Raw genomic sequence first — 22070 nt, forward strand, 5'->3', positions numbered from 1 at the left:
ACAGAATGCCTCCTCAGGGCGCGCCCGCTGCAAGGCTCGGTCCTATTTCTCGTGAGCGACATACGCCTCCGAAGCCGCGAATAATCTAGCATAGATGCACATGTTGCGACTTAGAGGAGGCGAAGGCCGTGCTTTTTGTTTACGGAACGCTCATGCCCGTCAGAGTAATGGAGCTGGTCCGCCATTGGAAAATGCAGGAGCTCGAGCATAACGCCGTCATCCTGCAAGCCGAACCGGAATTAGACGAGCGCTACACCCAGCTGCTTCAATCGTGGGAGCCGGTATTTTCCCATACCGCCCAATATGCCTCGCAATGGCTCGATGAATGGCTGCCCTACTCCTACCGGCTCCCCGCGCATATCGATCAGACGCTCGATTCTCTTGTCGAAGCCGCCGCGGAACAAACGCGCACCTACGTCGATCAGCTGACGCAGCTGCTCGAGCGGACGACGGCGCCGGACCGGCCCTCCACGTTCCGAACCGTCATCTCCCATTCGATCCGCGAATCCAACTACTACCTCGGACTAATGAGCGCCTATCGCCAGGCGGCGATTAGCCCGGGCGGCTTCGAATATCGGGCGCCCATGCAGCAAGTGCCGATCGGCGGCCATACGCTCCCTCCGCTTCCTTATCCGTATGACGCGCTGGAGCCCCATATCGACGAGATGACGATGAGAATCCATCACGACATCCACCATCAATCGTATGTCGACGGCCTGAACAAAGCGGAGAAGGAGCTTCAGCAGGCGCGCTTCAGCGGCAATTTCGATCTCGTGAAGCATTGGGAGAGGGAGCTCGCCTTCAACGGGGCCGGGCATTATTTGCACACGCTGTTCTGGAACGTCATGTCGCCGTACGGCGGAGGCGATGCGACGGGGGCGATCGGCAACCAGATCATTCACGACTTCGGCAGCTATGCCGCCTTCAAAAAACAATTCAGCGAAGCAGCAGCAAAGGTCGAAGGAAGCGGATGGGCCATTCTCGTCTGGAGCCCGCGGAGCCGCCGGCTTGAGATTCTGACCGCCGAGAAGCATCAGAACCTGTCGCAGTGGGACGTCGTGCCGCTGCTGCCGCTAGACGTATGGGAGCACGCCTATTATTTGAAGCATCAGAGCAAGCGGCCCGACTATATCGCGGACTGGTGGAACGTCGTCAACTGGCCGTACGTGAACGACCGGTTCGAGGAGGCGCGCAAGCTCGTATGGATGCCGTATTGACGGAGCGGCAAAAAAGAAAACCGCCGCGAGCGCATAGGGCTCGCGGCGGTTCGTTCCGACTTATTGTTTGATCAATCCCAGAAACTCCGAGCGAAGCGCGGAGCTGCTGCGGAATTCGCCGCGCACGGCGGACGTGACCGTCTTGCTTCCCGGCTTCTTCACGCCGCGGGCGCACATGCACAGATGCTCGCCCTCTACGACGACCATCACCCCGTGAGGCTTCAGTTCCTCGTCAAGAATGTCCGCGATCTGCGAAGTGATGCGCTCCTGCACCTGCAAGCGCCGAGTAATCGCTTCGACGAGCCTCGCGAGCTTGCTGAGCCCCGCGATTTTGCCGCTCGGGATATAGCCGATATGCGCCTTGCCGAAGAAGGGCGCCATGTGATGCTCGCACTGGCTGTAGTAGACGATGTCCTTCACGATGACGAGCTCCTCGTGCTGCTCGTCGAACGTAACGCCAAGCACCTCGCGGGGGTCGACCTCGTACCCGGCAAAAATCTCCTCGTACATGCGGGTAACGCGCGCCGGCGTCTCCAGCAAGCCTTCCCGCTCCACGTTCTCGCCCACGAGCTTCAAAATCTCTTTAATATGGTGCTCGATCTGCTCGCGGTTGCTCGTCACCTTCGTATTCACGTAGTCCTTCCGTCCCGCCATCTCTCATTTCTCCTTCCGACCCCACCTGTCCGCTCGCGCTTATCTGCGAGGGAATTTTTGATTTTTCATCATATTCTGGGCTTTCTGCATTTGCTGCTTATTCAGGTTATAGCCCATCTGCTTGGCCATCTTCTGAATCATTTCCGGATCGTTCTGCATCTTCTCAAGCTGCTTGCGCAAGTAGAAAACGCCGATAAAAAATCCGCCTACCGCACCGACCAGCAAAGTTACGATAGGTACTGCGATGTTGACCCATGACATAAAAAAGTCACCCAATCCTTTCCAATCTCCAGCTGTGTATATTGTTCCCATGATAGCATGTTCGCCTCGCGTTCGCAATGAATCGTTCAAGGCGAATCCGCCGCTTCGCCGCCTGTCTCCGCCCGGTTCCGCCCTTCGCCTTCGGCCATGCCGATCCGCTCGATCGCGGACGCGATGGCGGCCAGCGCCTCCTCGTCGGTTTCCTTCCCGGCGGCGGCCCGCAGCGCCTCTTCCGCCCGCTCTCCGCCGATCCGCGACAATGCCCACGCGGCCGTCCCGCGAAGCACCGGCCGCTCGTCCTTCTCCAGAACGGCAATGAGATCCGGCACCGCGCTCGCCTCCTTGAAATTGCCGAGCGCGATGACGGCGTTGCGCTGGATCGGCTTTTTGCCGCGCCATGCCGACGAGGTGTGGCCGTATCTCTCCTTGAACGCTTTGTTGCCGATCGTCAGCAGCGGCACGAGCAGCGGCTTCACGACCTCCGGATCCGGCTGCAGCTCCGACTGATGCGTCCAATTCTTGCCCCGGTTCTCCGGGCAGACCGTCTGGCACGTGTCGCAGCCGTACAGCCGGTTGCCGATCTTGCGCATGAATTCGTCCGTCAGCATCCCCTTCGACTGCGTGACGAACGAGATGCACCGGCTCGAATTCAGCTGCCCCGGTCCGACGAGCGCGTCCGTCGGGCAGGCGTCGATGCATTTCGTGCACGAGCCGCATCCTTCGGTAACCGGCTCGTCCGGCTCCAGAGGCAAATTCGTAATCATCTCGCCAAGGTAAATCCATGAACCGAGCTCGGGGGAGATGATCGCGCAGTTCTTGGCGCTCCAGCCGAGTCCCGCCCGCTCCGCCACGGCACGGTCCGACAACGCGCCGGTATCGACCATGCTCTCGACGCAAAGCTCCGGGACCCGCTCCCGCAGCCACGCCTCCAGCCTCGCAAGCCGATCCCTCAGCACCTTATGATAATCTTCGCCCCAAGCCGACCGCGACAAAATGCCGCGCCGCGCGCCCGGCTCCGATTTCGGCGGATTTTGCAGCTTCGCCGGATAAGCGACGGCGATGGCGATGATCGACTGCGGATCTTCGAACAGCAGCGCGGGATTCGTTCTTTTGTCCAGATCCGGCTCCTCGAAGCCCGACTCACGGCCGAGCTCGCGGTGGCGGATCAGCACTTGCTTCAGGCTCGTGAACGGGTCGGCCGAGGCGACGCCGATCTTGTCGATGCCAAGGCTCGGCGCGGCCTCCTTCATCTCCTGCTTCAGCCTCGTCCAACGGTCCGTCATCGCTGCAGCCGCTTGATCGCTTCGCGCGCCAGCTCGTCGCAGCGATTGTTCCATTCGTTATCGCTATGGCCTTTGACCTTCACGTATTCGACCTTATGCTTGTTCATAAGCGCCCACAGCTCCTTCCACAGCTCCTGGTTCTCGACCGGCTCCTTCTTGCTGTTCTTCCAGCCGCCCCGCAGCCAGCCGTGAATCCAGCCCTTCTGAAAGCAGTTCACGACGTAGGCCGAGTCGCTGTACACCTTCACCTGGCAAGATTCCTTCAGCAGCTTGAGCCCTTCGATGACGGCCTGGATTTCCATCCGGTTGTTCGTCGTATGCTTCTCCCCGCCGGAAATTTCCTTCCGGTGCGCGCCGAAGAACAAGATCGCTCCCCAGCCGCCGGGTCCCGGATTGCCGGAGCACGCACCGTCCGTATAGATCATAACTTCCTTCATAGCGCTCTAATCTCCTTATATGGCCATAAAATAAAATCCGCCCGTCCGCGAATCAGGTTGGCCGGCACCGCGCGGAACGATCTGCTGTCCATGCTCGCGCGGGAACGGCGGTTGTCGCCCATCACGAAATAATGCCCTTCGCCGATCACTTCCGGACCGTAGCTGCTGTCTTCGATCAAGGAGTCGGTATAGGGCTCGTCCATCAGCTCCCCGTTCCGGTACAGCCGTTGATTGTAAATTTCGATCCGGTCGCCCGGAAGCCCGACTACCCTTTTGACGAGAAACTTCCTCTTCTTGCCGGTCGCGTTCGGTTCGGTCAGGATGACGATGTCGCCCAGCTTCGGCTCGCCTGCCAGATAGACGAACTTATTGACGAACAGCCACTCGTCGTCCGTTAACGTCGGCTCCATCGAGTGGCCTTCGACCGTCGACAGGTTAAACACGAAATAATGCAAAGCCATGACGACCGCAAAAGCGATCACCAGCGTTTTCAGCCAGTCGTACAGCTCCTTGCGCCATTCCGGCACCGTCCGTGACGGCGCGGCCGAGGACGACCGTTCCGTGCCCGGCTCTCTATCCTGCTCCAGCAAGCTCAATTCTCCTCCCCGCCCCCTCGTTTCAGCCATTCCTCGTAATAGCGCGCCGCGTCGCCGTCCCGAAAAGGGGACAGCCCGCGGTCGATCCGGGCAAGCAGCGCCTCCAGCCCTTCCCGCACCTTGTCATCCACCATTTTCGGGTAATGATAGGCCGCTTTATGCATCTCGTACTCATCCTGATCCACGACGAATCGTCCGCCGTCCGGCGTTCGGATCACGTCGAGGTCGTAATCGATATACGTAAGCACGCCGCCCTGCAAATAAGGAGGGGAAGCCACGTTGCAATAATAGCGGATGCCGCCTTCCTCCAGCAGCGCGACGACGTTGAACCACTCGCCGGGTATAAAAAAGGATACGGCCGGCACGCGGCTGATCCACGTTTTGCCGTCGGATTCTTGAATCGGCGTTTGACGGTTAATGAGAACGGTCATCGACTCCGCCTTGTGCTCGGGAGCCAGAAGATCATCCGGGACAAGCCAGTTCTGCTGCCAGATCCGGTGGATATGCCCGTTATGTTTGAAGCTTTTGATGACGCAGTGCCGATAACTCTCCATCCCGTTCTCCTTGTTTTAAGTATATATTAATAAGAAAAGCATATCTCACCGCCAAAATCAATGACGATGAAGATATGCCCTGCGCGCAAAATTCCATGCAGTAAAAAGGATAATCGCGGTTAACCGGCAACAATGGCCAGCTTCTGAAAGGACCGGAAGAAATCGTTCGAAGCGAACCCTAACGATTCGTACAGAGGCAGTACCGGCTCATTGTGCTCATCCGCCGTAATGAGTATCTTTGTGACATGACGCTGCTCGAATCGCAGGCGGAGTGCCTGAACGAGCGCTTTGCCGATTCCTTGTCGCTGATGAAGCGGCGATACGGCAATACGGTAATAGTAACCTTTGTTATTGTCGATCGTGCCGATGATCATGCCGACAATTTCCGAATCTTCGACAGCGACCAAGACCAGATCGCTATCCCATGACAATTGGCGGGCAAAAGCTTCCATCGTTTGTTCGTAGCACTCTTCGGTAAGAACTTCCTCAAGAAGTGCCGTAAGCGGTCGATAATCGGACAGCTGGAAGGAACGTACATTCATTACATTTACACCTTCTATACCATGTCATAGTACTTCATCTAGTTTATATTACGACAAAATTTAATGAAATCCTGCTTATTTCTTTAATATTTCTTAAAAAATTTGAAGAAATCATCGATTTACTCTTGAAAACGCTTAATATTAAGCGCTTACATCCATTTTATCGTGTTGTATGTAAAATTTGCTTTCGTTTTCTTTCAAAACCGCATATTTCGGGATGGTTCGAGACACCCTATTTGGGGTTATATAGGAGTACTCGTCCCTTTCGACTTTTGAAACAATAATATTGATTTATTCGATCGGTTAAGGGATAATGGAGTTGAACAACTACATATATTTAGGAGGTTGTAATCAATGGCACATCAACTACCCGCACTGCCTTACGCGCACAACGCACTTGAGCCGCACATCGATGCGACGACGATGGAAATTCACCACGGCCGTCACCATAACACTTACGTGACGAACCTGAACGCGGCTCTGGAGTCCGCTCCCGAACTGCAAAGCAAATCGCTCGAAGAACTGATCGGCGATCTTGCAAGCGTACCGGAAGCAATCCGCACGGCCGTTCGCAACAACGGCGGCGGACACGCGAACCACAGCCTGTTCTGGGAGACGATCGGACCAGACGCCGGCGGCGCTCCTACAGGCGCTCTTGCGGCTGCGATCGAGAGCGAACTGGGCGGCTTCGAGGCTTTCAAAGCCGAGTTCGCCAAAGCGGCTACGACCCGTTTCGGCTCCGGCTGGGCTTTCCTGGCGGTAGCTAACGGCAAATTGAAAGTATACAGCCTGCCTAATCAGGACAGCCCGATCATGGAAGGCGAAACGCCGATCCTTGGCCTGGACGTATGGGAGCACGCTTACTACCTGAAATACCAAAACAAACGCCCCGACTACATCGCCGCGTTCTGGAACGTCGTGAACTGGGCCGAAGTCGGCAAACGCTACGAAGCCGCTGCGAAATAATAACCGCGGACAAGACGCCGTCCTCTCTATGAGGGCGGCGTCTTTTTTGCTTCCGAACACCGGATAGGCGGATGCCGCATACGATACAGGAGGATAATCGCCTAATCCGTTTCGCGAAGGAGATGGAGTGCTTGCATGGAGAATACTTACGCTAACGGGCCGCGTTATTATTATGTGGCGCCGCCGCGGCCGGCTGCGGCTGGCGGCGGCGGTTGCGGCTGCGGCGGGCCGCGCACGATTTTCCCGCCGCCACCGCCGCCGTTCCCGCCGGGGCCGGGACCAGGACCGGGGCCGGGACCAGGACCGGGACCCGGGCCGTTCCCGCCGCCGCCGCCATTCCCGCCAGGGCCGGGACCAGGACCGGGACCCGGGCCGTTCCCGCCGCCGCCGCCGCCATTCCCGCCAGGGCCGGGACCAGGACCGGGACCCGGGCCGTTCCCGCCGCCACCGCCGCCGTTCCCGCCGGGGCCGGGACCAGGACCGGGACCCGGGCCGTTCCCGCCGCCGCCGCCGCCATTCCCGCCAGGGCCGGGACCAGGACCGGGGCCGGGACCTTTCCCGCCGCCGTTCCCGCCAGGGCCGGGGCCTTTTCCGCCCCCGCCGCCGCCGTTCCCGCCGTTCCCATTCCCGATCCCGATTCCGTTTCCGATTCCTTTCCCGCCGGGACCGGGGCCGCAAAACTTCGTAACGGTTCTCATCAATGGCGGCCGGACGTTCCCTAACGTCACGCGTGCCTACCGCGTTCCTTTTTATCTTGGGCTGACGGTTGGAGGAGCGCTTGCCTTGACGGGGGCCGTTCGATTCAATGCGCGCGGGCAAATCGTATCGGTCAGCGGCATTCCGATCGGCGACAGCATTCGTTACCAGCTGCAGCTGAACGGCCGCGTTATCCCGTCGACGCTGCTGAGCTTCCCGGTTCGGCGCCATGACACCGTCGGTCTGTTGCTGATTTACTCGCCGTTCCCTCGCGAGGATGAAAGCGAAGGGGCCCAGTAGCGACGAATAAGAGCCGGCTTGGCTCCGCCACTATGGACGGACCTTGCCGGCTCTTTCGCTTCTATTTCTGTCTGCTCGCTAACGGCGCGCGGCAGCAGGATTTTGCCCCTACCACTTTCTACGGCTCGGCTACAATGGATTTCATCCAGGATAAGCGAAGCTTTCCGCGAATCGCTGCAGCTAAACTGGATTTCATCCAGTAAGTTCAGCCTAAATTCTCCATTAACCGTCCCTATGACCTCATTTTACTGCAAATATCCAGTATAGAGTGCAATGGGTAGCCTGAACGTCAAAGGTTACTGCAACTATCCAGTATAGCGACGACACCGCCTTACAGACGCGCCCGCGTACCGGCGGGAGGCTTACCGCCGCGCGGCCATCCTACTTGATCGCTTTGCCTTTGCCGCTGAGCAGCTTCAGCTGGTCGTTCTCGTAGCCGACCTCGTACGTGACCTGGTATTTGCTGAGTACATATTCGCCTTCGACCCGCTCGTCGACCGAAAGGACCGCGATGACGGTCGCCCGGTCGTCCTCCCCCCCGCTTACGTGCATGTCGTCGATGACGACGTTGCGGGTGCCGAGATAGCCTTCGCGGAACTTCTCGTAGCTCGTCCCTTCCTTCCAGTTGCCGCCCAGCAGCGAATAAGCATAGACGTAATCCGCGTTGTTCAGGCTATCGTAGAAATGGCTTACCAGATAACCCGCCATCTCGTCGATGGCCGACTCCTCCGCCAGTTCCGACGAATCGTCCGAAGCCTCGGCTTCCGGCAGCTCGGCCATCGGCTCCTCCGACCAGCCTTCCGCAAGCCCGATCACGTTCGCGATCGGAATGCTGAACCCGATCGACCCTTGCTCGTATCCCGCGGAGTTGATGCCGATCACCTCGCCGGTCTTCCGGTCGACGAGCGGTCCGCCGCTGTTGCCGGGCGCGATCGGCGCCGAGATTTGATACAGATCCGAATAGAGATACGGCTCGATTTCGAAGCTTCGTCCAAGCCCGCTGATGATGCCGGTCGTCACCGTGTTCTGGAAGCCGAGCGGGCTGCCGACGGCAAGCACCTCGTCTCCGACCTCCGCCTCCTCCTCGCGGACGAGCCGCAGCGGCTCCGTGCCGGCCAGATCGGGCACGCGCACGACGGCCACGTCCGTCTCCGTGCTGATACCGATCACTTCGCCGTCCAGCTCGCGGGCGTCGGCCGTTTTTATTGTCACCTTGCGGGCACCTGACACGACATGCGCGTTGGTGATCAAATCCCCGTCGAGGTTATAGAGAAACCCGGACCCTTGCGAGCCGTTCTCCGTCTTGATCATCACGACCAGCTTTTGCGTTTCGAAAATAATATCCTTCAGCGTCTTTGCCCCTCCCGCCGGGGACGCCGCGAGCAGCGGCTTGCCGCCAAGCCGCTTCGGCACCTCCGTATGAACGGCATACGCCGCGCCCATCCCGCCGCACAGGATCAAGGCCGACGCGATGACGCTCGCCCAAACCCGTTTCCTCATCTCATCGCCTCCTCAATCCAAATACCAAGTCGCGTGATCGACGACGACGGTCGCGCCTTCCTCGTACACGCCGTACACCGTGCCCGTAAAGCCCATCGTCTCGCCCGGCTCCACGTAATCGGGCGTCGCCAGCGCGCTGCCCGTGCCGAGCACGCTCCCTTCGGCGCCATACACCGTATACTGAACCGAGATCGAATAAATCGGCCTCGTCGCGGCGTTCTTCAGCTCGCCTTCGATATACAAATCGCCGAACTCGTCCAGCGTCGTCACGATATTGACGACTTCCACGGCGGCCGTCTGATTTTTCAAATCCTCCTCCGCCGCCTTCTGCATCGCCTGCTCGAGCCGCTGCCGCTCCGCCTGCTCGTACTGCTTCTGCTCCTTCTCGATGCGCTTCTCGAGCTCCGTCAGGCGCTCGTCGTCTTTGGAGAAAGCAAGCGCCCTCGCCGTCACGGCCAGCGCGTCGTTGTAATTTTTGTCGTTCAGCAGCGCCATCGCGTCCTCGTAACAGAGCTCCACGATTCTCGCGACGATATCCTTCCGGAGGGTATCCGATTGTTCGCCGTCCAAATGTTTGGCGGCATTAAGCTTCGCCTCCAGCTCGTCGACGGTGAGCAGCTCGCCTAGCTCGGCGGATATTTTCATCACGCCATGCCTCGTCCGGTACGTCTCCAGCCGCTCCTTCGCTTTGGCGTAGACCGGCTCGTCGCGCCCCGCCAAAGCTTCCTTCGCCTGCTGCAGCGACTGCTCCGCTTCGTCCAGCTTCTTCTCGTCCAGCTGCTTGCCGATCGCCGACAGCGATTGCTCGAGACCGGCGACCTCGCTTACGATTTCGAGGTCCGCCCGCACCGCGGCGAAGCCGGGACGCGCTTCGGCCGCTTCCTCCAGCTTCGCGAGCGCCTCCGCGTACTTGCCGGAGAGCGCCTCCGCCTTCGCCTCGTTTTGGAGACGGAGCACCTTATCGTTAATTCCCTCCTGGTACATATAATAGGTAAACACGGCCGCCGCCGAAACGACGGCAAGCAGCGACGGCGCTACCCAAACCCATGCCGACCGCCTGCCCTGGTCCTTCTTTTCCAGCAATCTATTTAACGGCGCTTCGGCCGAATTCGTCGAAATCGATTCCTGCAAACCCGCGGCCAGCTCGGCGCTTGCCGCTTCTTCCTCGTCTTCCCCCGCAGCGAGCAGCCTGCCGCACTGGCTGCAATAGACGGCGTCGTCCGTCCGTTTCTTCCCGCAATGATGGCAATACACTTACGTTCATCCCCCAGCCTGCATTCTCTGACGCATATCTTTATCTATTCTATATGAAAAAGTAAATGATCTCCATTCAAAAATGATGGGATCGCAAATAAGCCGCCCCTAATCCGATAGATGATAGAGACGGCTTACTAGCCTTGCGCGTCAGCCGGACCGTACCCGCAATCCTTACCCGACGGTCGGTCCGTGCGCCGGCTCCGCCATCCGCTTGCGCCCTTCTATTTTGTTGAACGTATGCGTGAGCCTGTGTTGTACCGAAGCCTGCAAAAGTGCAGGCTCTTGATCGCTTCATGCGTGAGGCGCAGCAAATGCCTGCGATTGTGCATCTTCTTACGGTTTATAGACGCCAAAAGCGGCGCACGACCCGGAATGCCTGCACGTGCGCAGGCATTCCGTTCGGCCGTCTTATCGATAGCGCGCAAAGGCTGCGCATTCGCAGGCTTCGCTTGCCTAGCCGTGCTGACGCGAAGCCTTTGCGCAGGGGGCGGAGGTTGCCTCCATTTCCTGGAGAAAGGTTGTTTTATAAGGAAAGAGGAGCGTTCTTCCATCATCTTACGACGGCTTTTCGGACGCCCCTCTTTGCGTAAACGGGTCTATGAAATTAAAATTATGACATTCAGGCCTGCTCTTCCTTAATCGCCTTGAGCCGCTTCATGACGTCGTTCGCGCCGCGGCCGTAGTAGTCGTGCAGCTGGTTGTACTCCGCGAACAGCTTCTCGTATACGGCCACGTTCTCCGGAATCGGCTTGAACGTCTCCTCGCGCACGCGCGCCATCTTCCGCGCCGCCTCCACGATGCTGTCGAAGCCGCCCTTCGCCGAGCCGGCCGCTACCGCGCCGAACATCGCCGCGCCGAGCGCCGGCGTCTGCTTCGATGCCGCCACCTTGATCTCGCGGTTCGTCACGTCGGCGTAAATTTGCATGAGCAGCGCGTTCTTCTGCGGCAGGCCGCCGCACGCGTACAGCTCGTTTACCTCGACGCCGCTGCCGTGGAAGGCATCGACGATTTTGCGGGTGCCGAACGCGGTCGCTTCAAGCAGCGCGCGGTAAATTTCCCACGGCTTCGTCAGCAGCGTAAGGCCGACGATCGTGCCCGTCAAATCCGTATCGACGAGGACGGAACGGTTGCCGTTCCACCAGTCGAGCGCCAGCAAGCCGGATTCGCCGACCTTCAGCTCCTGCGCTTTGCGGGTCAGGTAGACGTGGATATTCTCGCCCGCCTCCTCCGCTTCCTTGTGCGCGTACGCCGGAACCGCTTCCTCGACGAACCATTCGAAAATATCGCCGACCGCCGACTGTCCCGCTTCATAGCCATAATAGCCCGGAATGATGCCGTCCTCGACGACGCCGCACATGCCCTCGACTTCCTTCTCCGTCTCTCCGAGCAGCATATGGCAGATCGACGTGCCCATCGCCATGACGAGCTTGCCCGGCGTCACGACGCCGACGCCCGGCACGGCCGCATGCGCGTCCACGTTGCCGACGGCGATCGCCGTACCGGCCGCCAGGCCGATGCGGGCCGCCATATCCGGCGTCAATTCGCCGGCCTTGGAGCCGAGCGGGACGACCTCGCCGCGCAGCTTCGTTTCGGTCAGATTTTCCAGACGCGGATCAAGCGCTTTGAAGAACGCCTTGCTCGGGTAACCGTTCTGCTTATGCCACATCCCTTTGTAGCCGGCCGTGCAGCTGTTGCGCACGATGTTGCCGGTCAGCTGGCCGATGACCCAGTCGGTCGCCTCGACGAATTTATCCGCCGTGTCGTAGATTTCAGGCGCCTCGTTCAAAATTTGCCAAGCCTTCGCCATCATCCATTCGGACGAAATTTTGCCGCCGTAGCGCGGAAGCCACTTCTCCCCGCGCTTCTCCGCCAGCTCGTTGATCAGATTCGCCTCGTCCTGCGCCGCGTGATGCTTCCACAGCTTGACCCAGCTGTGCGGATTGTCCTTGTAAGCGTCCTGCACGCACAGCGGCTGGCCGGCCTCGTCAATCGGCAGCATCGTGCACGCCGTAAAATCGATGCCGAGCCCGATAACGTCGGCGGGATTGACACCGGATTCCTTCATGACCGCGGGCACCGATTTCTCGAGCACCTCAATGTAATCGAGCGGATGCTGCAGCGCCCAGTCATGCTCCAGCTTGATGCCGGACACCGGGAGCTTCTCGTCGATGACATGGTGCGTATAAGGCGTCACATGCTCGGCAACCTCGCTGCCGTTAGACAAGTCGATCAAAACCGCGCGTCCGGACTGCGTGCCGTAGTCGACGCCGATTGCGTATTTGCTGCTCATTTTGCCTGGTTCCTCCTTATTTTTGGCCATAGTAGGCGTTCGCCCCGTGTTTGCGCAAATAGTGCCGGTCCAGCAAATGCTGATCCATCGGCTGAACGTTCGGGTTCAGCTGGAACGTGTGCAGCGCCATCTTCGCCACTTCCTCGAGCACGACGGCATTATGGACCGCGTTATGCGGGTCCTTGCCCCAGCAGAACGGAGCGTGGCTGTTCACCAGCACCGACGGCACCTGGTTCGGGTCGATGCCCTGCGTCTTGAATGTCTCGACGATCACGTTGCCCGTCTCAAGCTCGTAGGCGCCTTTAATTTCCGCCTCCGTCATCGCGCGGGTGCAGGGCACCTCGCCGTAGAAGTAGTCCCCGTGCGTCGTGCCGAGCGCCGGAATGCCGCGCCCCGCCTGCGCCCAGCTTGTCGCCCAAGGCGAGTGGGTATGCACGATGCCGCCGATTGACGGGAACGCTTTGTACAATAACACATGCGTGGCCGTGTCCGACGACGGGCGCAGATTGCCCTCGACGACATTGCCGTCCAGATCGACGACGACCATATGCTCTTCTTTCAATTCCTCGTACGGAACGCCGCTCGGCTTAATAACCGCGTAGCCGGATTCCCGGTCGACGCCGCTGACGTTGCCCCAGGTGAAGGTGACCAGGCCGTATTTCGGCAAATCCATATTCGCAGCCCATACGGCATGCTTTAACGCTTCCAACATGTGACTCGTTCGCTCCTTTCAAGCTCGCGTCCATCCGGGAGGACCGGATAGACTTATACGGACAATAATAGGAAATCAACTTGTTAATATTATAAGTTGTACGTACAAGTGTGTCACGTATTTTTTTCCGGCATCGACGCCTTTGGCGGCGTTGGCAAATTCGCAGGCTATTGCTTCGGAGCTTGCGTCGACTCCCGGATGACCAGCTGCGGGTCGTACACGATATCCTGCGCCCGATTGCGCTGCCGGTTCTCCACGAGGCCGAGCAGCAGCTCGACCGCGTCCGCCCCCATCCCGGTCTTCGGATGGGCGACGGTCGTCAGCTTCACTTCCGTCGCGATCGCGAGCACCGCGTCATCGAACCCGACGATCGACAAATCCTCGGGCACGGCAAGCCCGATCTGCCGGATGACATCCAGCATCCGCACGGCCAGCTCGTCGTTGTAGCAGACGATGGCCGTCGGCCGCCGGGCCGGCTCCCGCTGCAGCAGAGCGAATAACGCTTCCGCCGGCTTCGATTGCTTCTCCTCGGACGCGTACCGGTGCAGATAATCCGCCTGGACCGACAAGCCATGCTCGCGATGCGCCCTCAGGAAGCCGCGCATCCGGTGCACGCCCTGGAAATCGTCGGTTTTGAAGAAGCCGGCGATCCGGCTGTGTCCGAGCGCAATCAAGTGCTCCGCCGCGCGGTAGCCGCCAAGCTCGTCGTCGACGCGCAAGCAGGGCGCGTCGACGTCGCTGTACCGTTCGTTCAGCATAATATAAGGAATTTTGAGCGCGTCCAGCGCCATAAAATAATTGAAATTCGGATTTCCCTCCGCGCTCTTCGTCGGCTCGATGATAAGGCCGGTTAGCGGCTCGCGGAGCATCGACTCGAGGCTGTCCTTTTCCTTCTTCTTCTCGTTATCCGTGCTGGCCAGCAGCAGCCGCGCGCCTACCGCGCGCAGGCTTGACTCCACCCCCCGGACGATCGTCGGAAAAATGTAATCCGAGATATAGGTCGTAATCATCCCGATCGTCATCCCTTGCGACGGCCCGCGCCTCTCCGTGTGCGACTGATCGGAGACGAACGTCCCTTTGCCTTGGACTCGGTACAGCCAGCCCTCCTGCTCCAAATCGCCGAGCGCCTGCCGCACCGTCTGCCGGCTCAGCTCGAACTGCCGCCCGAGCTCGTTCTCCGACGGCAGCCTGTCATGCGGCTTGAACTGCGCGGTAACGATCCACGATAAAATTTGCTGCTTCAATTGCATATATTTGGGCGTTTGCTGTTCCTTCACTTCGCACCTCGGCTTGGTTAGTTGTATGCCTTGTAGTATAGCACAAGGGGTACTTGTACGTACATCGTTTGAAAATGAATCACGCTGGCTTCCGAGGCCGCACGCTGGTCGAAGCCGCACGCTGGCTTCGCGCAACTTCCGCTAGCCCCATCACTGCGCCGACGTTCCGTTCTCCGCACGACTCCCGCAAAAGTGTCAATCAGATCTAATTTCTAGATCTGATCCGCACAAACTAACCCAATTCCAGCGATCAGGTCTAATTGTTAGACCTAATTCAGCCTGCAGCCCGCTAAATGAACTCATTCGCGCTACTTTTCTGCAATCAGATCTAATTTTTAGATTTGATCCGCTCAAACTAACCAAATTCCGGCCATCAGGTCTAATTGTTAGACCTGATTCAGCCTGCAGCCCGCTAAATGAACTCATTCGCGCTACTTTTCTGCAATCAGATCTAATTTTTAGATCTGATCCGCACAAACTAACCCAATTCCGGCCATCAGGTCTAATTGTTAGACCTGATTCAGCTTGCAGCCCGCTAAATGAACTCATTCGCGCTACTTTTCTGCAATCAGATCTAATTTCTAGATCTGATCCGCTCAAACTAACCCAATTCCGGCCATCAGGTCTAATTTTTAGACCTGATTCAGCCTGCAGCCCGCTAAATGAACTCATTCGCGCTACTTTTCTGCAATCAGATCTAATTTTTAGATCTGATCCGCACAAACTAAACCAATTCCAGCGATCAGGTCTAATTATTAGACCTGATTCAGCCTGTGCCCCCCGCTTCCCACCCTGCCGCTCGCAGCGGGCAAGCAAAATAGGCCGCCCCGGAGGGCGGCCTTCCCGCTATGCGGCGACTAGGCGTCCGTTTCCTTCAGCCGCTCAATCAAGTATTGCCGCACGTCCGCGCCAAGATCGGCCCTCTCGAGGGCGAAATCGATCGTCGCCTGCACGAAGCCGAGCTTGTCGCCCACGTCATGCCTGCGTCCGTCGAAGCGGTATGCCGAGAGCGAGGCGACGCGGTTCAGCTGCTGCAGGCTGTCGGTCAGCTGAATCTCGCCCGCCTTCCCCGGCTTCGCCCGCTCGAGCAGGCCGAATATGGCCGGGTCCAGCACGTAGCGGCCGACCACGGCAAGGTTGGAAGGCGCCTCGCCCGGCGCCGGCTTCTCCACGATATCGCGGACGCGCGCAACCTGACGCCCCTCTTCGATATCGACGATGCCGTATTTATGCGTCTGGTCCCAAGGCACCTCCATGACCGCCACGACGGACGATTGCTGCTGCTCGTACACGTCCATCATCCGGCGGAGGCACGGCGGTTCAGAGGTCAGAATGTCGTCGCCGAGCAGAACCGCGAACGGTTCGTCCGCGATGAACCGGCGGGCGCACAAGACGGCGTGCCCGAGGCCGAGCGGCTCCTTCTGGCGCACGTAATAAATATCCGCAAGCTTCGAAATGCCGCGCACCAGCTTCAGCATTTCTTCGTTATGCCGCGCCTCCAACTCCATCTCCAGCTCGACCGATTTGTCAAAATGATCCTCGATCGCCCGTTTATGCCGACCGCTGACGATTACGATGCTCTCGATGCCGGACTCGACGGCTTCCTCCACGATATATTGAATCGCCGGCTTATCGATGATCGGCAGCATTTCCTTCGGCTGCGCCTTCGTTGCCGGCAGGAACCGCGTGCCGAGACCGCCGGCCGGGATTATCGCTTTCCGTATCCGCTTCTCCATTCGCTCATCGCCCCCATAACTTCGTTATGCGCCTGAAACTGAAAACAACAGGACTTCACTTCATCCATCATAACCCTTCCGAGCCTAATTATCCATCGGATGAAGCCGGCTTAAGCGGGAGCCGGACGATAAAGCCCGCGCCCGCCCGCTGGTCGAATGCGGGATCCAGCATGATCGTCCCGCCGTGAATGGCGACGATCCGGTGCGCGATCGACAGGCCGAGACCGCTGCCGCCCTGGCTCCGGTCCCTCGAAGCATCCCCTTTGTAGAACCGTTCGAACAGGCGGTCTCGGTCCTCCTCGCGAATGCCGATGCCGGTATCGGCGATCCGCACGACCGCGAACCCTTCCTGCTCCGTCAGCGTAAAAGCGATTTTGCCGCCTTCCGGCGTGAACTTCATGCTGTTGGACAGCAGGTTCATCCATACCTGGCTCAGCTGGTCGCGATCCGCCCGAATGACCGTCTCCTCCATCAGCAGCTCGACGGTCTGCCGCTTGGCCAGCCAATGCGGCTCGCAGACAAGCACGACGTCGCGCAGTTGGCGGTCCAGCCGGTACGTCTCCGGGTGAAAGGGATGCTGCTGCGAATCGAGCGACGCGAGATTCAGCAAATTTTCGCTCAGCCGGGACAGTCTGGTACTCTCCTGCTTAATGATGTTCACGTAGCGCTCCCGCTCCGCTTCGGTCACTTCCTCGCTCCGCAGCGCTTCGGCGAAGCCTTTGATCGACGTCAGCGGAGACTGAATCTCGTGCGACACGTTCGCCACGAAGTCCTGCCGCATCGTCTCGAGCTGCGACAGGCTGAGCGCCATCCGGTTCATGCTCCCGGCCAGCTCGCCGAGCTCGTCGCCGCGGCTGACCGGCAGTCGGACGGTGAAATCCCCTTCGGCCATCCGGGTCGCCGCGTTCGTCATCATTTTGAGCGGCTTCACCAAATATCGGGCAGCCACCAGGATCAGCACGCCCCCGACGACCAGAATCGTGACGAGCAGCGTGACCGCCGTCCAAATGAAATTGCTGGCCTGCGGGAACCGGTCCGGCTGGACGAACAGCGCCCAGCTCTCGTTGCCGAGCAGGACGCGCTTGCCGAACGCGGGCGGCGACGGCGGGGCGTTGCTCCCCTGATCGTACGTGTTCACCCTCACGTTATGGCCCGCGAACGCGTTGACGAGCTGCTCGTACGTAAGGCGCCGGGCAAGCGCGTCGCCCCGCTCGCCTACCGTGACGAGCCGGTTGGCATGGTTCACCGCAACGATCGAAAGTCCTTGGAGCGACGACATTTCCTCCAGAAACTCCCCGATCGAGGAAGGCTCCGACACCGCGTACAGCTGCTCGATGCGGTCGATCGCTTTGTCCAGCTGTTCCGGGAGCTGCCCTCTGGCATCGCGCTTGAACAGCTGGTTCGTGAACAGGAACGCGACGCCGATGCTGACCAGTACGATGATCAGGAACGTCGCCGTTATCCGGACATACAGGCTGCGGATCATGCCCACTCCTCCAGCCGGTAGCCGAGCCCGCGGATCGTCGCGATTCGGAAGCGGTAAGTCTCTTCCGGAAAGCGGTCGCGCAGCCGTTTGATATGTACGTCGACCGTGCGCTCATCGCCTTCGTAATCCATGCCCCATATCTGCTCGATGAGCTGGTCGCGAGAGAACGTCTTGCCCGGGTAGCTTGCCAGCTTGAAGAGCAGCTCGAACTCCTTCGGCGGAAGCGTCACCTTCTCGCCGCACGCCGTCATATGAAAATCCGTCCGGTTCATCCGGATATCGCCGAATTCCACCGTCTGCGACGAGGCGATCCGGTATCGCTTGAGCAGCGCTTTGACGCGCGCGATCAGCTCCGGCGGGTCGAACGGCTTCACCATGTAATCGTCCGCCCCGAGCTCGAAGCCTTTCACCTTCTGGCTCGTCTCCCCCTTCGCCGTCAGCATGAGCAGCGGCATGTCGTAGCTTGCCCGCAGAGCGGCGCACAGCGCCCAGCCGTCCATGCGGGGCATCATCACGTCGATGACGGCAAGGTCCGGCTTGACGGCCTCCAGCTTGTCCAACGCGTCGACGCCGTCTGTCGCTTCGATAATCTGGTACCCTTCCCTGCGCAGAAAGAGGCTGACCAGCTCCCGGATGTTCGAATCGTCGTCCGCCACTACGATTTTTGCCATCTATCATACGCCTCCAGTCGTCCTTATGAAGTCACTAAGCTTAATGATACACCACCAACATGAACGTTACATGAACGATATTGACATGGCTAGTTGATTATAATAATTTTAAAGTAGTACTCATTATTTCACGCAAGTTCCCGAATGGAGGAAATAGATATGGCATACAAAACGATTATTATCGGCACCGGTCCCGCGGGACTGACCTCGGCCATTTACTTGGCGCGCGCGAACATGGAGCCTCTCGTGATCGAGGGCTGGCAGCCGGGCGGCCAATTGACGACGACGACGGAGGTCGAGAACTTCCCCGGCTTCCCGGACGGCATCCTCGGCAGCGAGCTCATGTCCAACATGCGCAAGCAGGCGCAGCGCTTCGGCGCCACGTTCAAGACCGGCTCGGTGAAGAGCGTCGACTTCAGCAATCGTCCTTACACGCTTGACGTGGAAGGGCTCGGCCAGCTGCAGGCGGAATCGATCATCATCTCGACCGGCGCTTCGGCCAAGTACCTCGGCATTCCGGGCGAACAGGACAACATCGGCCGCGGCGTAAGCACTTGCGCGACATGCGACGGCTTCTTCTTCCGCGGCAAAAAAATCATCGTCGTCGGCGGCGGCGACTCCGCGATGGAGGAAGCGGTGTTCCTTACCCGCTTCGCCTCCGAGGTGCGCCTCGTCCATCGCCGCGAGGAGCTGCGCGCCTCGAAAATCATGCAGGACCGCGCGCGCCAGAACGACAAAATCGTATGGAGCCTGAATCGTACGCCGCTTGAGGTCGCGGCTACGGGCATGGGCCTTCAAGGACTCAAAGTACGCAACAACGAGACGGGCGAGGAGGAGCTGCTCGAGACGGACGGCCTGTTCGTGACGATCGGCCACACCCCGAACACCGGCTTCCTCGGCGGCCAGGTCGACACCGACGAGCAAGGCTACATCGTCGTCAAGCCGGGCACGACGGAGACGAATATTCCGGGCGTATTCGCATGCGGCGACGTGCAGGACCGCCAGTACCGGCAGGCGATTACGGCCGCGGGCAGCGGCTGCATGGCGGCGCTGGACTGCGAACGCTTCTTGGAATCGCTGGCGCATGAGGCGGTACACGCTTAATTCTTTTTTTGTAAACGTACTGGTACAAAAAGTGCAAATTATGTATAATTACTTTGTTGAGAGATACAATAGAAAGGCAATGCTACCGCAACCATTTGTTCTCCATGCTTCGCACGAGCGGCGCCTGAACAAGTTTATGGAAAAGGTACAACCTCGGCTGGAATGAGCGGAGGTTGTGCCTTTTTCTTGTTTTTACGCAATTCCATCATATGTCCAGAAGGAGCGATCATCCGATGTTATTAGAAGCGATTTATCACAGGCCGAAGCAGAACTGGGCGTACGCCTACGACGGCAAGACGCTGCACCTCCGTCTGCGCGCGAAAAAAGGCGACGCGTTAACCGTAGAGGCCGTCGTCGGCGACAAATACGCGTGGGCGCAGACGGTCACGACCGCGCCCATGCGCATTTTTGCATCCGACGCCCTGTTCGATTACTGGGAGACGACGGTGATCCCGCCCTTCCGCAGGCTGCGCTACGCGTTCCGTCTGACCAGCGGCGAGGAGACGCTGTACATGACGGAGCAAGGCTTCGTCCCGGAGCTGCCGGACAATCCGAATTCGTTCTTCGACTTCCCTTACCTGAACCCCGTCGACGTCTTCGAGCCGCCGGCTTGGGTGAAGGATGCCGTCTTCTATCAAATCTTCCCCGAGCGGTTCGCGAACGGCGATCCGTCGATTAACCCCGAGAACGTGGAGCCTTGGGGCGGCGAGCCGACGCCGCGAAACTTCTTCGGCGGCGACCTGCAGGGCGTCCTCGACCATCTCGACCATATCGCTTCGCTCGGCATTAACGCGGTGTACTTTACGCCGATCTTCGAAGCGACGACGAACCATAAATACGATACGCAGGATTACATGAAGGTCGATCCGCATTTCGGCACGAACGAGAAGCTGAAGGAGCTGGTGGACGCCTGCCACGCCCGCGGCATCCGCGTCCTGCTCGATGCGGTGTTCAACCATTCGGGCCGTACGTTCCCGCCGTTCGTCGACGCGCAGAAGAACGGCCGCCAATCGAAGTATGCGGACTGGTTCCACGTCCGGGAATGGCCGCTTCAGGTCGTGGACGGCGTGCCTAGCTACGAGACGTTCGCGTTCGAGCCCCTCATGCCGAAGCTGAATACGGAGCACCCCGAAGTGAAGCAGTATTTGCTTGAGGTCGCCCGCTACTGGATCGAGGAGATCGGCATCGACGGCTGGCGGCTTGACGTCGCCAACGAGGTCGATCACCAGTTTTGGCGCGAATTCCGGCAGACGGTGAAGGCCGTCAATCCCGAGGCGTACATTCTCGGCGAAATTTGGCATGATTCGATGATGTGGCTGCAGGGCGATCAGTTCGACGCGGTCATGAACTACCCGTTCACGAACGCGGTGCTCGACTTCTTCGCCTATCGGAAGATCGGCGCGCAGGCGTTCGCCGACGCGATCGGCGCGCAGCTTGCCGCCTATCCCCAGCAGGTGACGGAATCGGCGTTCAACCTGCTGGACAGCCACGATACGCCGCGCCTGCTGACGATTTGCGGCGGCAATGCCGACGCGATGAAGCTGGCCTCGCTGTTCCAGCTCACTTATCCGGGAACGCCGTGCATTTATTACGGCGACGAAGTCGGCCTGGACGGCGGCGGCGATCCGGGCTGCCGCAAGTGCATGGTGTGGGACCCGGCGGAGCAAAATGCGGAGCTGCTGCAGTTCTACACGGCAGCGATCGCGCTTCGCCATGGCAACCGCGCGCTGCGCAGCGCGGATATCCGCTTCGTGCACGTCGGCGAGGCGGACGGCACGCTCGCGTACGAGCGGCGCGGCGGCGGCCAGCGGCTGCTCGTCGCGCTGAACGCGCGCGGCGAAGCGGCGGAGCTCCGCTTCGCCGTCGACGCGGCGCCTGCGGCGGACGAAGGCGCGCCGCACGCGGTCGGCTTCGCGGGCTTCGCCGCAGCCGGCGACGGCGCAGGCGGACCGGCAGGCGATGCGGCAGGCGCAGGTTCCGCTGATCGCGCCGAAGCCGCGGCAGTCCCTACGACAGGCGCCGCTGCTGAGGCCGATGCGTCAGACGCCGGTTCGGTTGTCGCTGCCGCAACCGCGGCTGCCTCTGCGACAGCGGCCGGTTCAGCATCGGCCATTGCCCCGGCTGCTCCTGTGGCGGCGGCGCCGATGGGCGGCGTCTCGTCCTGGTCGCCGCTGCTCGCAAGCGGCGGCGTCGACGGCGCGACGCTGACGAGCGATTCCGCAGGCGAGTTGCTGATCGCGCTGCCGGCATACGGCTTCGTCGTGCTGCAGCAAGTTATCGCTTAAGCGCTCATAAGGGCGGCCCTCCTGCGGGGCCGCCCTTTTTTCCGGGGCATATAGTATCAAAATTTGAAACTAATCGACTTCGGGAGCTATCAAAATCGGTTATAGTCTCAAATTTTGAAATAAATCAATGGATATCAGGTGGTGAGCGACAGGTTAGGCGTGAACAGTTTCAAATATTGAGACTATTCGAAAGCCAAGAGGAGGAACTCGCAGAATATTTTCAATTTTTGATACTAGCCATTGCCC

At 59.5% G+C, this 22070-nt stretch carries 19 protein-coding genes and 2 pseudogenes; 5 read left to right on the forward strand and 16 right to left on the reverse strand.

The features are described from left to right. The first annotated feature begins 128 nt into the window (after window positions 1-128). Window positions 129-1217 (forward strand): Fe-Mn family superoxide dismutase, encoded by a 1089-nt coding sequence (locus IDH41_RS21885; protein ID WP_190864862.1) that lies wholly within the window; start codon window positions 129-131, stop codon window positions 1215-1217. Window positions 1218-1277: 60 nt separating this feature from the next. On the opposite strand, the gene folE is transcribed toward IDH41_RS21885, so the two are convergent. From folE to IDH41_RS21920, 7 genes and pseudogenes are all read right to left on the reverse strand, one after another. Further along, window positions 1278-1871, reverse strand: coding sequence for a GTP cyclohydrolase I FolE (gene folE / locus IDH41_RS21890; RefSeq protein ID WP_190864865.1), 594 nt, complete (start codon window positions 1869-1871; stop codon window positions 1278-1280). A 39-nt stretch (window positions 1872-1910) separates the two neighbouring features. Further along, entirely contained in the window at window positions 1911-2132 is a 222-nt protein-coding gene (locus tag IDH41_RS21895) for a YneF family protein (protein WP_190864983.1), read from the reverse strand. 89 nt (window positions 2133-2221) lie between these two features. Beyond that, a pseudogene (gene queG, locus IDH41_RS21900) lies at window positions 2222-3415 on the reverse strand (tRNA epoxyqueuosine(34) reductase QueG); the annotation flags it as partial. After that, window positions 3412-3852, reverse strand: a complete 441-nt coding sequence (gene rnhA, locus IDH41_RS21905; protein WP_190864868.1) for a ribonuclease HI — start codon at window positions 3850-3852, stop codon at window positions 3412-3414. The gene rnhA and the pseudogene queG, both read right to left, overlap by 4 nt. Then, on the reverse strand, window positions 3849-4442 hold the full coding sequence (gene lepB / locus IDH41_RS21910) for a signal peptidase I (RefSeq protein WP_223829950.1): 594 nt from the start codon (window positions 4440-4442) through the stop codon (window positions 3849-3851). Before lepB ends, rnhA begins: the two co-directional genes overlap by 4 nt. Before the next feature lie 2 nt (window positions 4443-4444). Continuing rightward, window positions 4445-5002: a DUF402 domain-containing protein gene (locus IDH41_RS21915; RefSeq protein ID WP_190864871.1), complete on the reverse strand. Its 558-nt coding sequence runs from the start codon at window positions 5000-5002 to the stop codon at window positions 4445-4447. Window positions 5003-5121: 119 nt separating this feature from the next. Beyond that, window positions 5122-5544, reverse strand: coding sequence for a GNAT family N-acetyltransferase (locus tag IDH41_RS21920; protein WP_190864873.1), 423 nt, complete (start codon window positions 5542-5544; stop codon window positions 5122-5124). 354 nt (window positions 5545-5898) lie between these two features. On the opposite strand from IDH41_RS21920, the gene IDH41_RS21925 reads away from it, so the two are divergent. Next, entirely contained in the window at window positions 5899-6510 is a 612-nt protein-coding gene (locus tag IDH41_RS21925; RefSeq protein ID WP_190864875.1) for a superoxide dismutase, read from the forward strand. 170 nt (window positions 6511-6680) lie between these two features. Here the strand turns inward: IDH41_RS21925 and IDH41_RS21930 are convergent, their stop codons facing one another. Continuing rightward, the gene (locus IDH41_RS21930; RefSeq protein WP_190864877.1) at window positions 6681-7238 is read right to left on the reverse strand and encodes a hypothetical protein; all 558 of its coding nucleotides are present in this window, start codon (window positions 7236-7238) and stop codon (window positions 6681-6683) included. 55 nt (window positions 7239-7293) lie between these two features. Here IDH41_RS21930 and IDH41_RS21935 point away from each other — a divergent pair, with 55 nt between their 5' ends. Beyond that, window positions 7294-7506 (forward strand): hypothetical protein, encoded by a 213-nt coding sequence (locus tag IDH41_RS21935; protein WP_190864879.1) that lies wholly within the window; start codon window positions 7294-7296, stop codon window positions 7504-7506. Between the two features lie 381 nt (window positions 7507-7887). Here IDH41_RS21935 and IDH41_RS21940 read toward each other — a convergent pair whose 3' ends face one another. The 8 genes from IDH41_RS21940 to IDH41_RS21975 all read right to left on the reverse strand — a co-directional run bounded on the left by IDH41_RS21940 (window position 7888) and on the right by IDH41_RS21975 (window position 18435). Next, window positions 7888-9006, reverse strand: a complete 1119-nt coding sequence (locus tag IDH41_RS21940) for a S1C family serine protease (protein ID WP_190864881.1) — start codon at window positions 9004-9006, stop codon at window positions 7888-7890. Between the two features lie 12 nt (window positions 9007-9018). Further along, window positions 9019-10260 (reverse strand): FxLYD domain-containing protein, encoded by a 1242-nt coding sequence (locus IDH41_RS32010; RefSeq protein ID WP_190864882.1) that lies wholly within the window; start codon window positions 10258-10260, stop codon window positions 9019-9021. Window positions 10261-10882: 622 nt separating this feature from the next. Continuing rightward, window positions 10883-12553 (reverse strand): ribulokinase, encoded by a 1671-nt coding sequence (locus tag IDH41_RS21950; RefSeq protein WP_190864884.1) that lies wholly within the window; start codon window positions 12551-12553, stop codon window positions 10883-10885. Between the two features lie 16 nt (window positions 12554-12569). Beyond that, on the reverse strand, window positions 12570-13265 hold the full coding sequence (araD, locus tag IDH41_RS21955) for an L-ribulose-5-phosphate 4-epimerase (protein ID WP_317890794.1): 696 nt from the start codon (window positions 13263-13265) through the stop codon (window positions 12570-12572). 167 nt (window positions 13266-13432) lie between these two features. Further along, window positions 13433-14542, reverse strand: coding sequence for a GntR family transcriptional regulator (locus tag IDH41_RS21960; protein WP_190864886.1), 1110 nt, complete (start codon window positions 14540-14542; stop codon window positions 13433-13435). Window positions 14543-15399: 857 nt separating this feature from the next. After that, window positions 15400-16278, reverse strand: coding sequence for a UTP--glucose-1-phosphate uridylyltransferase GalU (gene galU / locus IDH41_RS21965; protein ID WP_190864888.1), 879 nt, complete (start codon window positions 16276-16278; stop codon window positions 15400-15402). Window positions 16279-16366: 88 nt separating this feature from the next. After that, window positions 16367-17764, reverse strand: a complete 1398-nt coding sequence (locus tag IDH41_RS21970; protein ID WP_190864890.1) for a sensor histidine kinase — start codon at window positions 17762-17764, stop codon at window positions 16367-16369. Next, window positions 17761-18435: a response regulator transcription factor gene (locus tag IDH41_RS21975; protein WP_190864892.1), complete on the reverse strand. Its 675-nt coding sequence runs from the start codon at window positions 18433-18435 to the stop codon at window positions 17761-17763. Before IDH41_RS21975 ends, IDH41_RS21970 begins: the two co-directional genes overlap by 4 nt. A gap of 159 nt (window positions 18436-18594) precedes the next feature. Between IDH41_RS21975 and trxB the strand changes: the two genes are divergently transcribed. Further along, window positions 18595-19539 carry a thioredoxin-disulfide reductase gene (gene trxB, locus IDH41_RS21980; RefSeq protein ID WP_190864894.1) on the forward strand — a complete coding sequence of 315 codons (945 nt, stop codon included), beginning with the start codon at window positions 18595-18597 and terminating at the stop codon, window positions 19537-19539. A gap of 233 nt (window positions 19540-19772) precedes the next feature. Continuing rightward, window positions 19773-21392, forward strand: a pseudogene (locus IDH41_RS21985) (glycoside hydrolase family 13 protein); the annotation flags it as partial. Window positions 21393-22070 lie beyond the last annotated feature (678 nt).

The sequence above is a fragment of the Paenibacillus arenilitoris genome (assembly GCF_014705655.1).
GTDB classification, from domain to species: Bacteria; Bacillota; Bacilli; order Paenibacillales; family Paenibacillaceae; genus Pristimantibacillus; species Pristimantibacillus arenilitoris.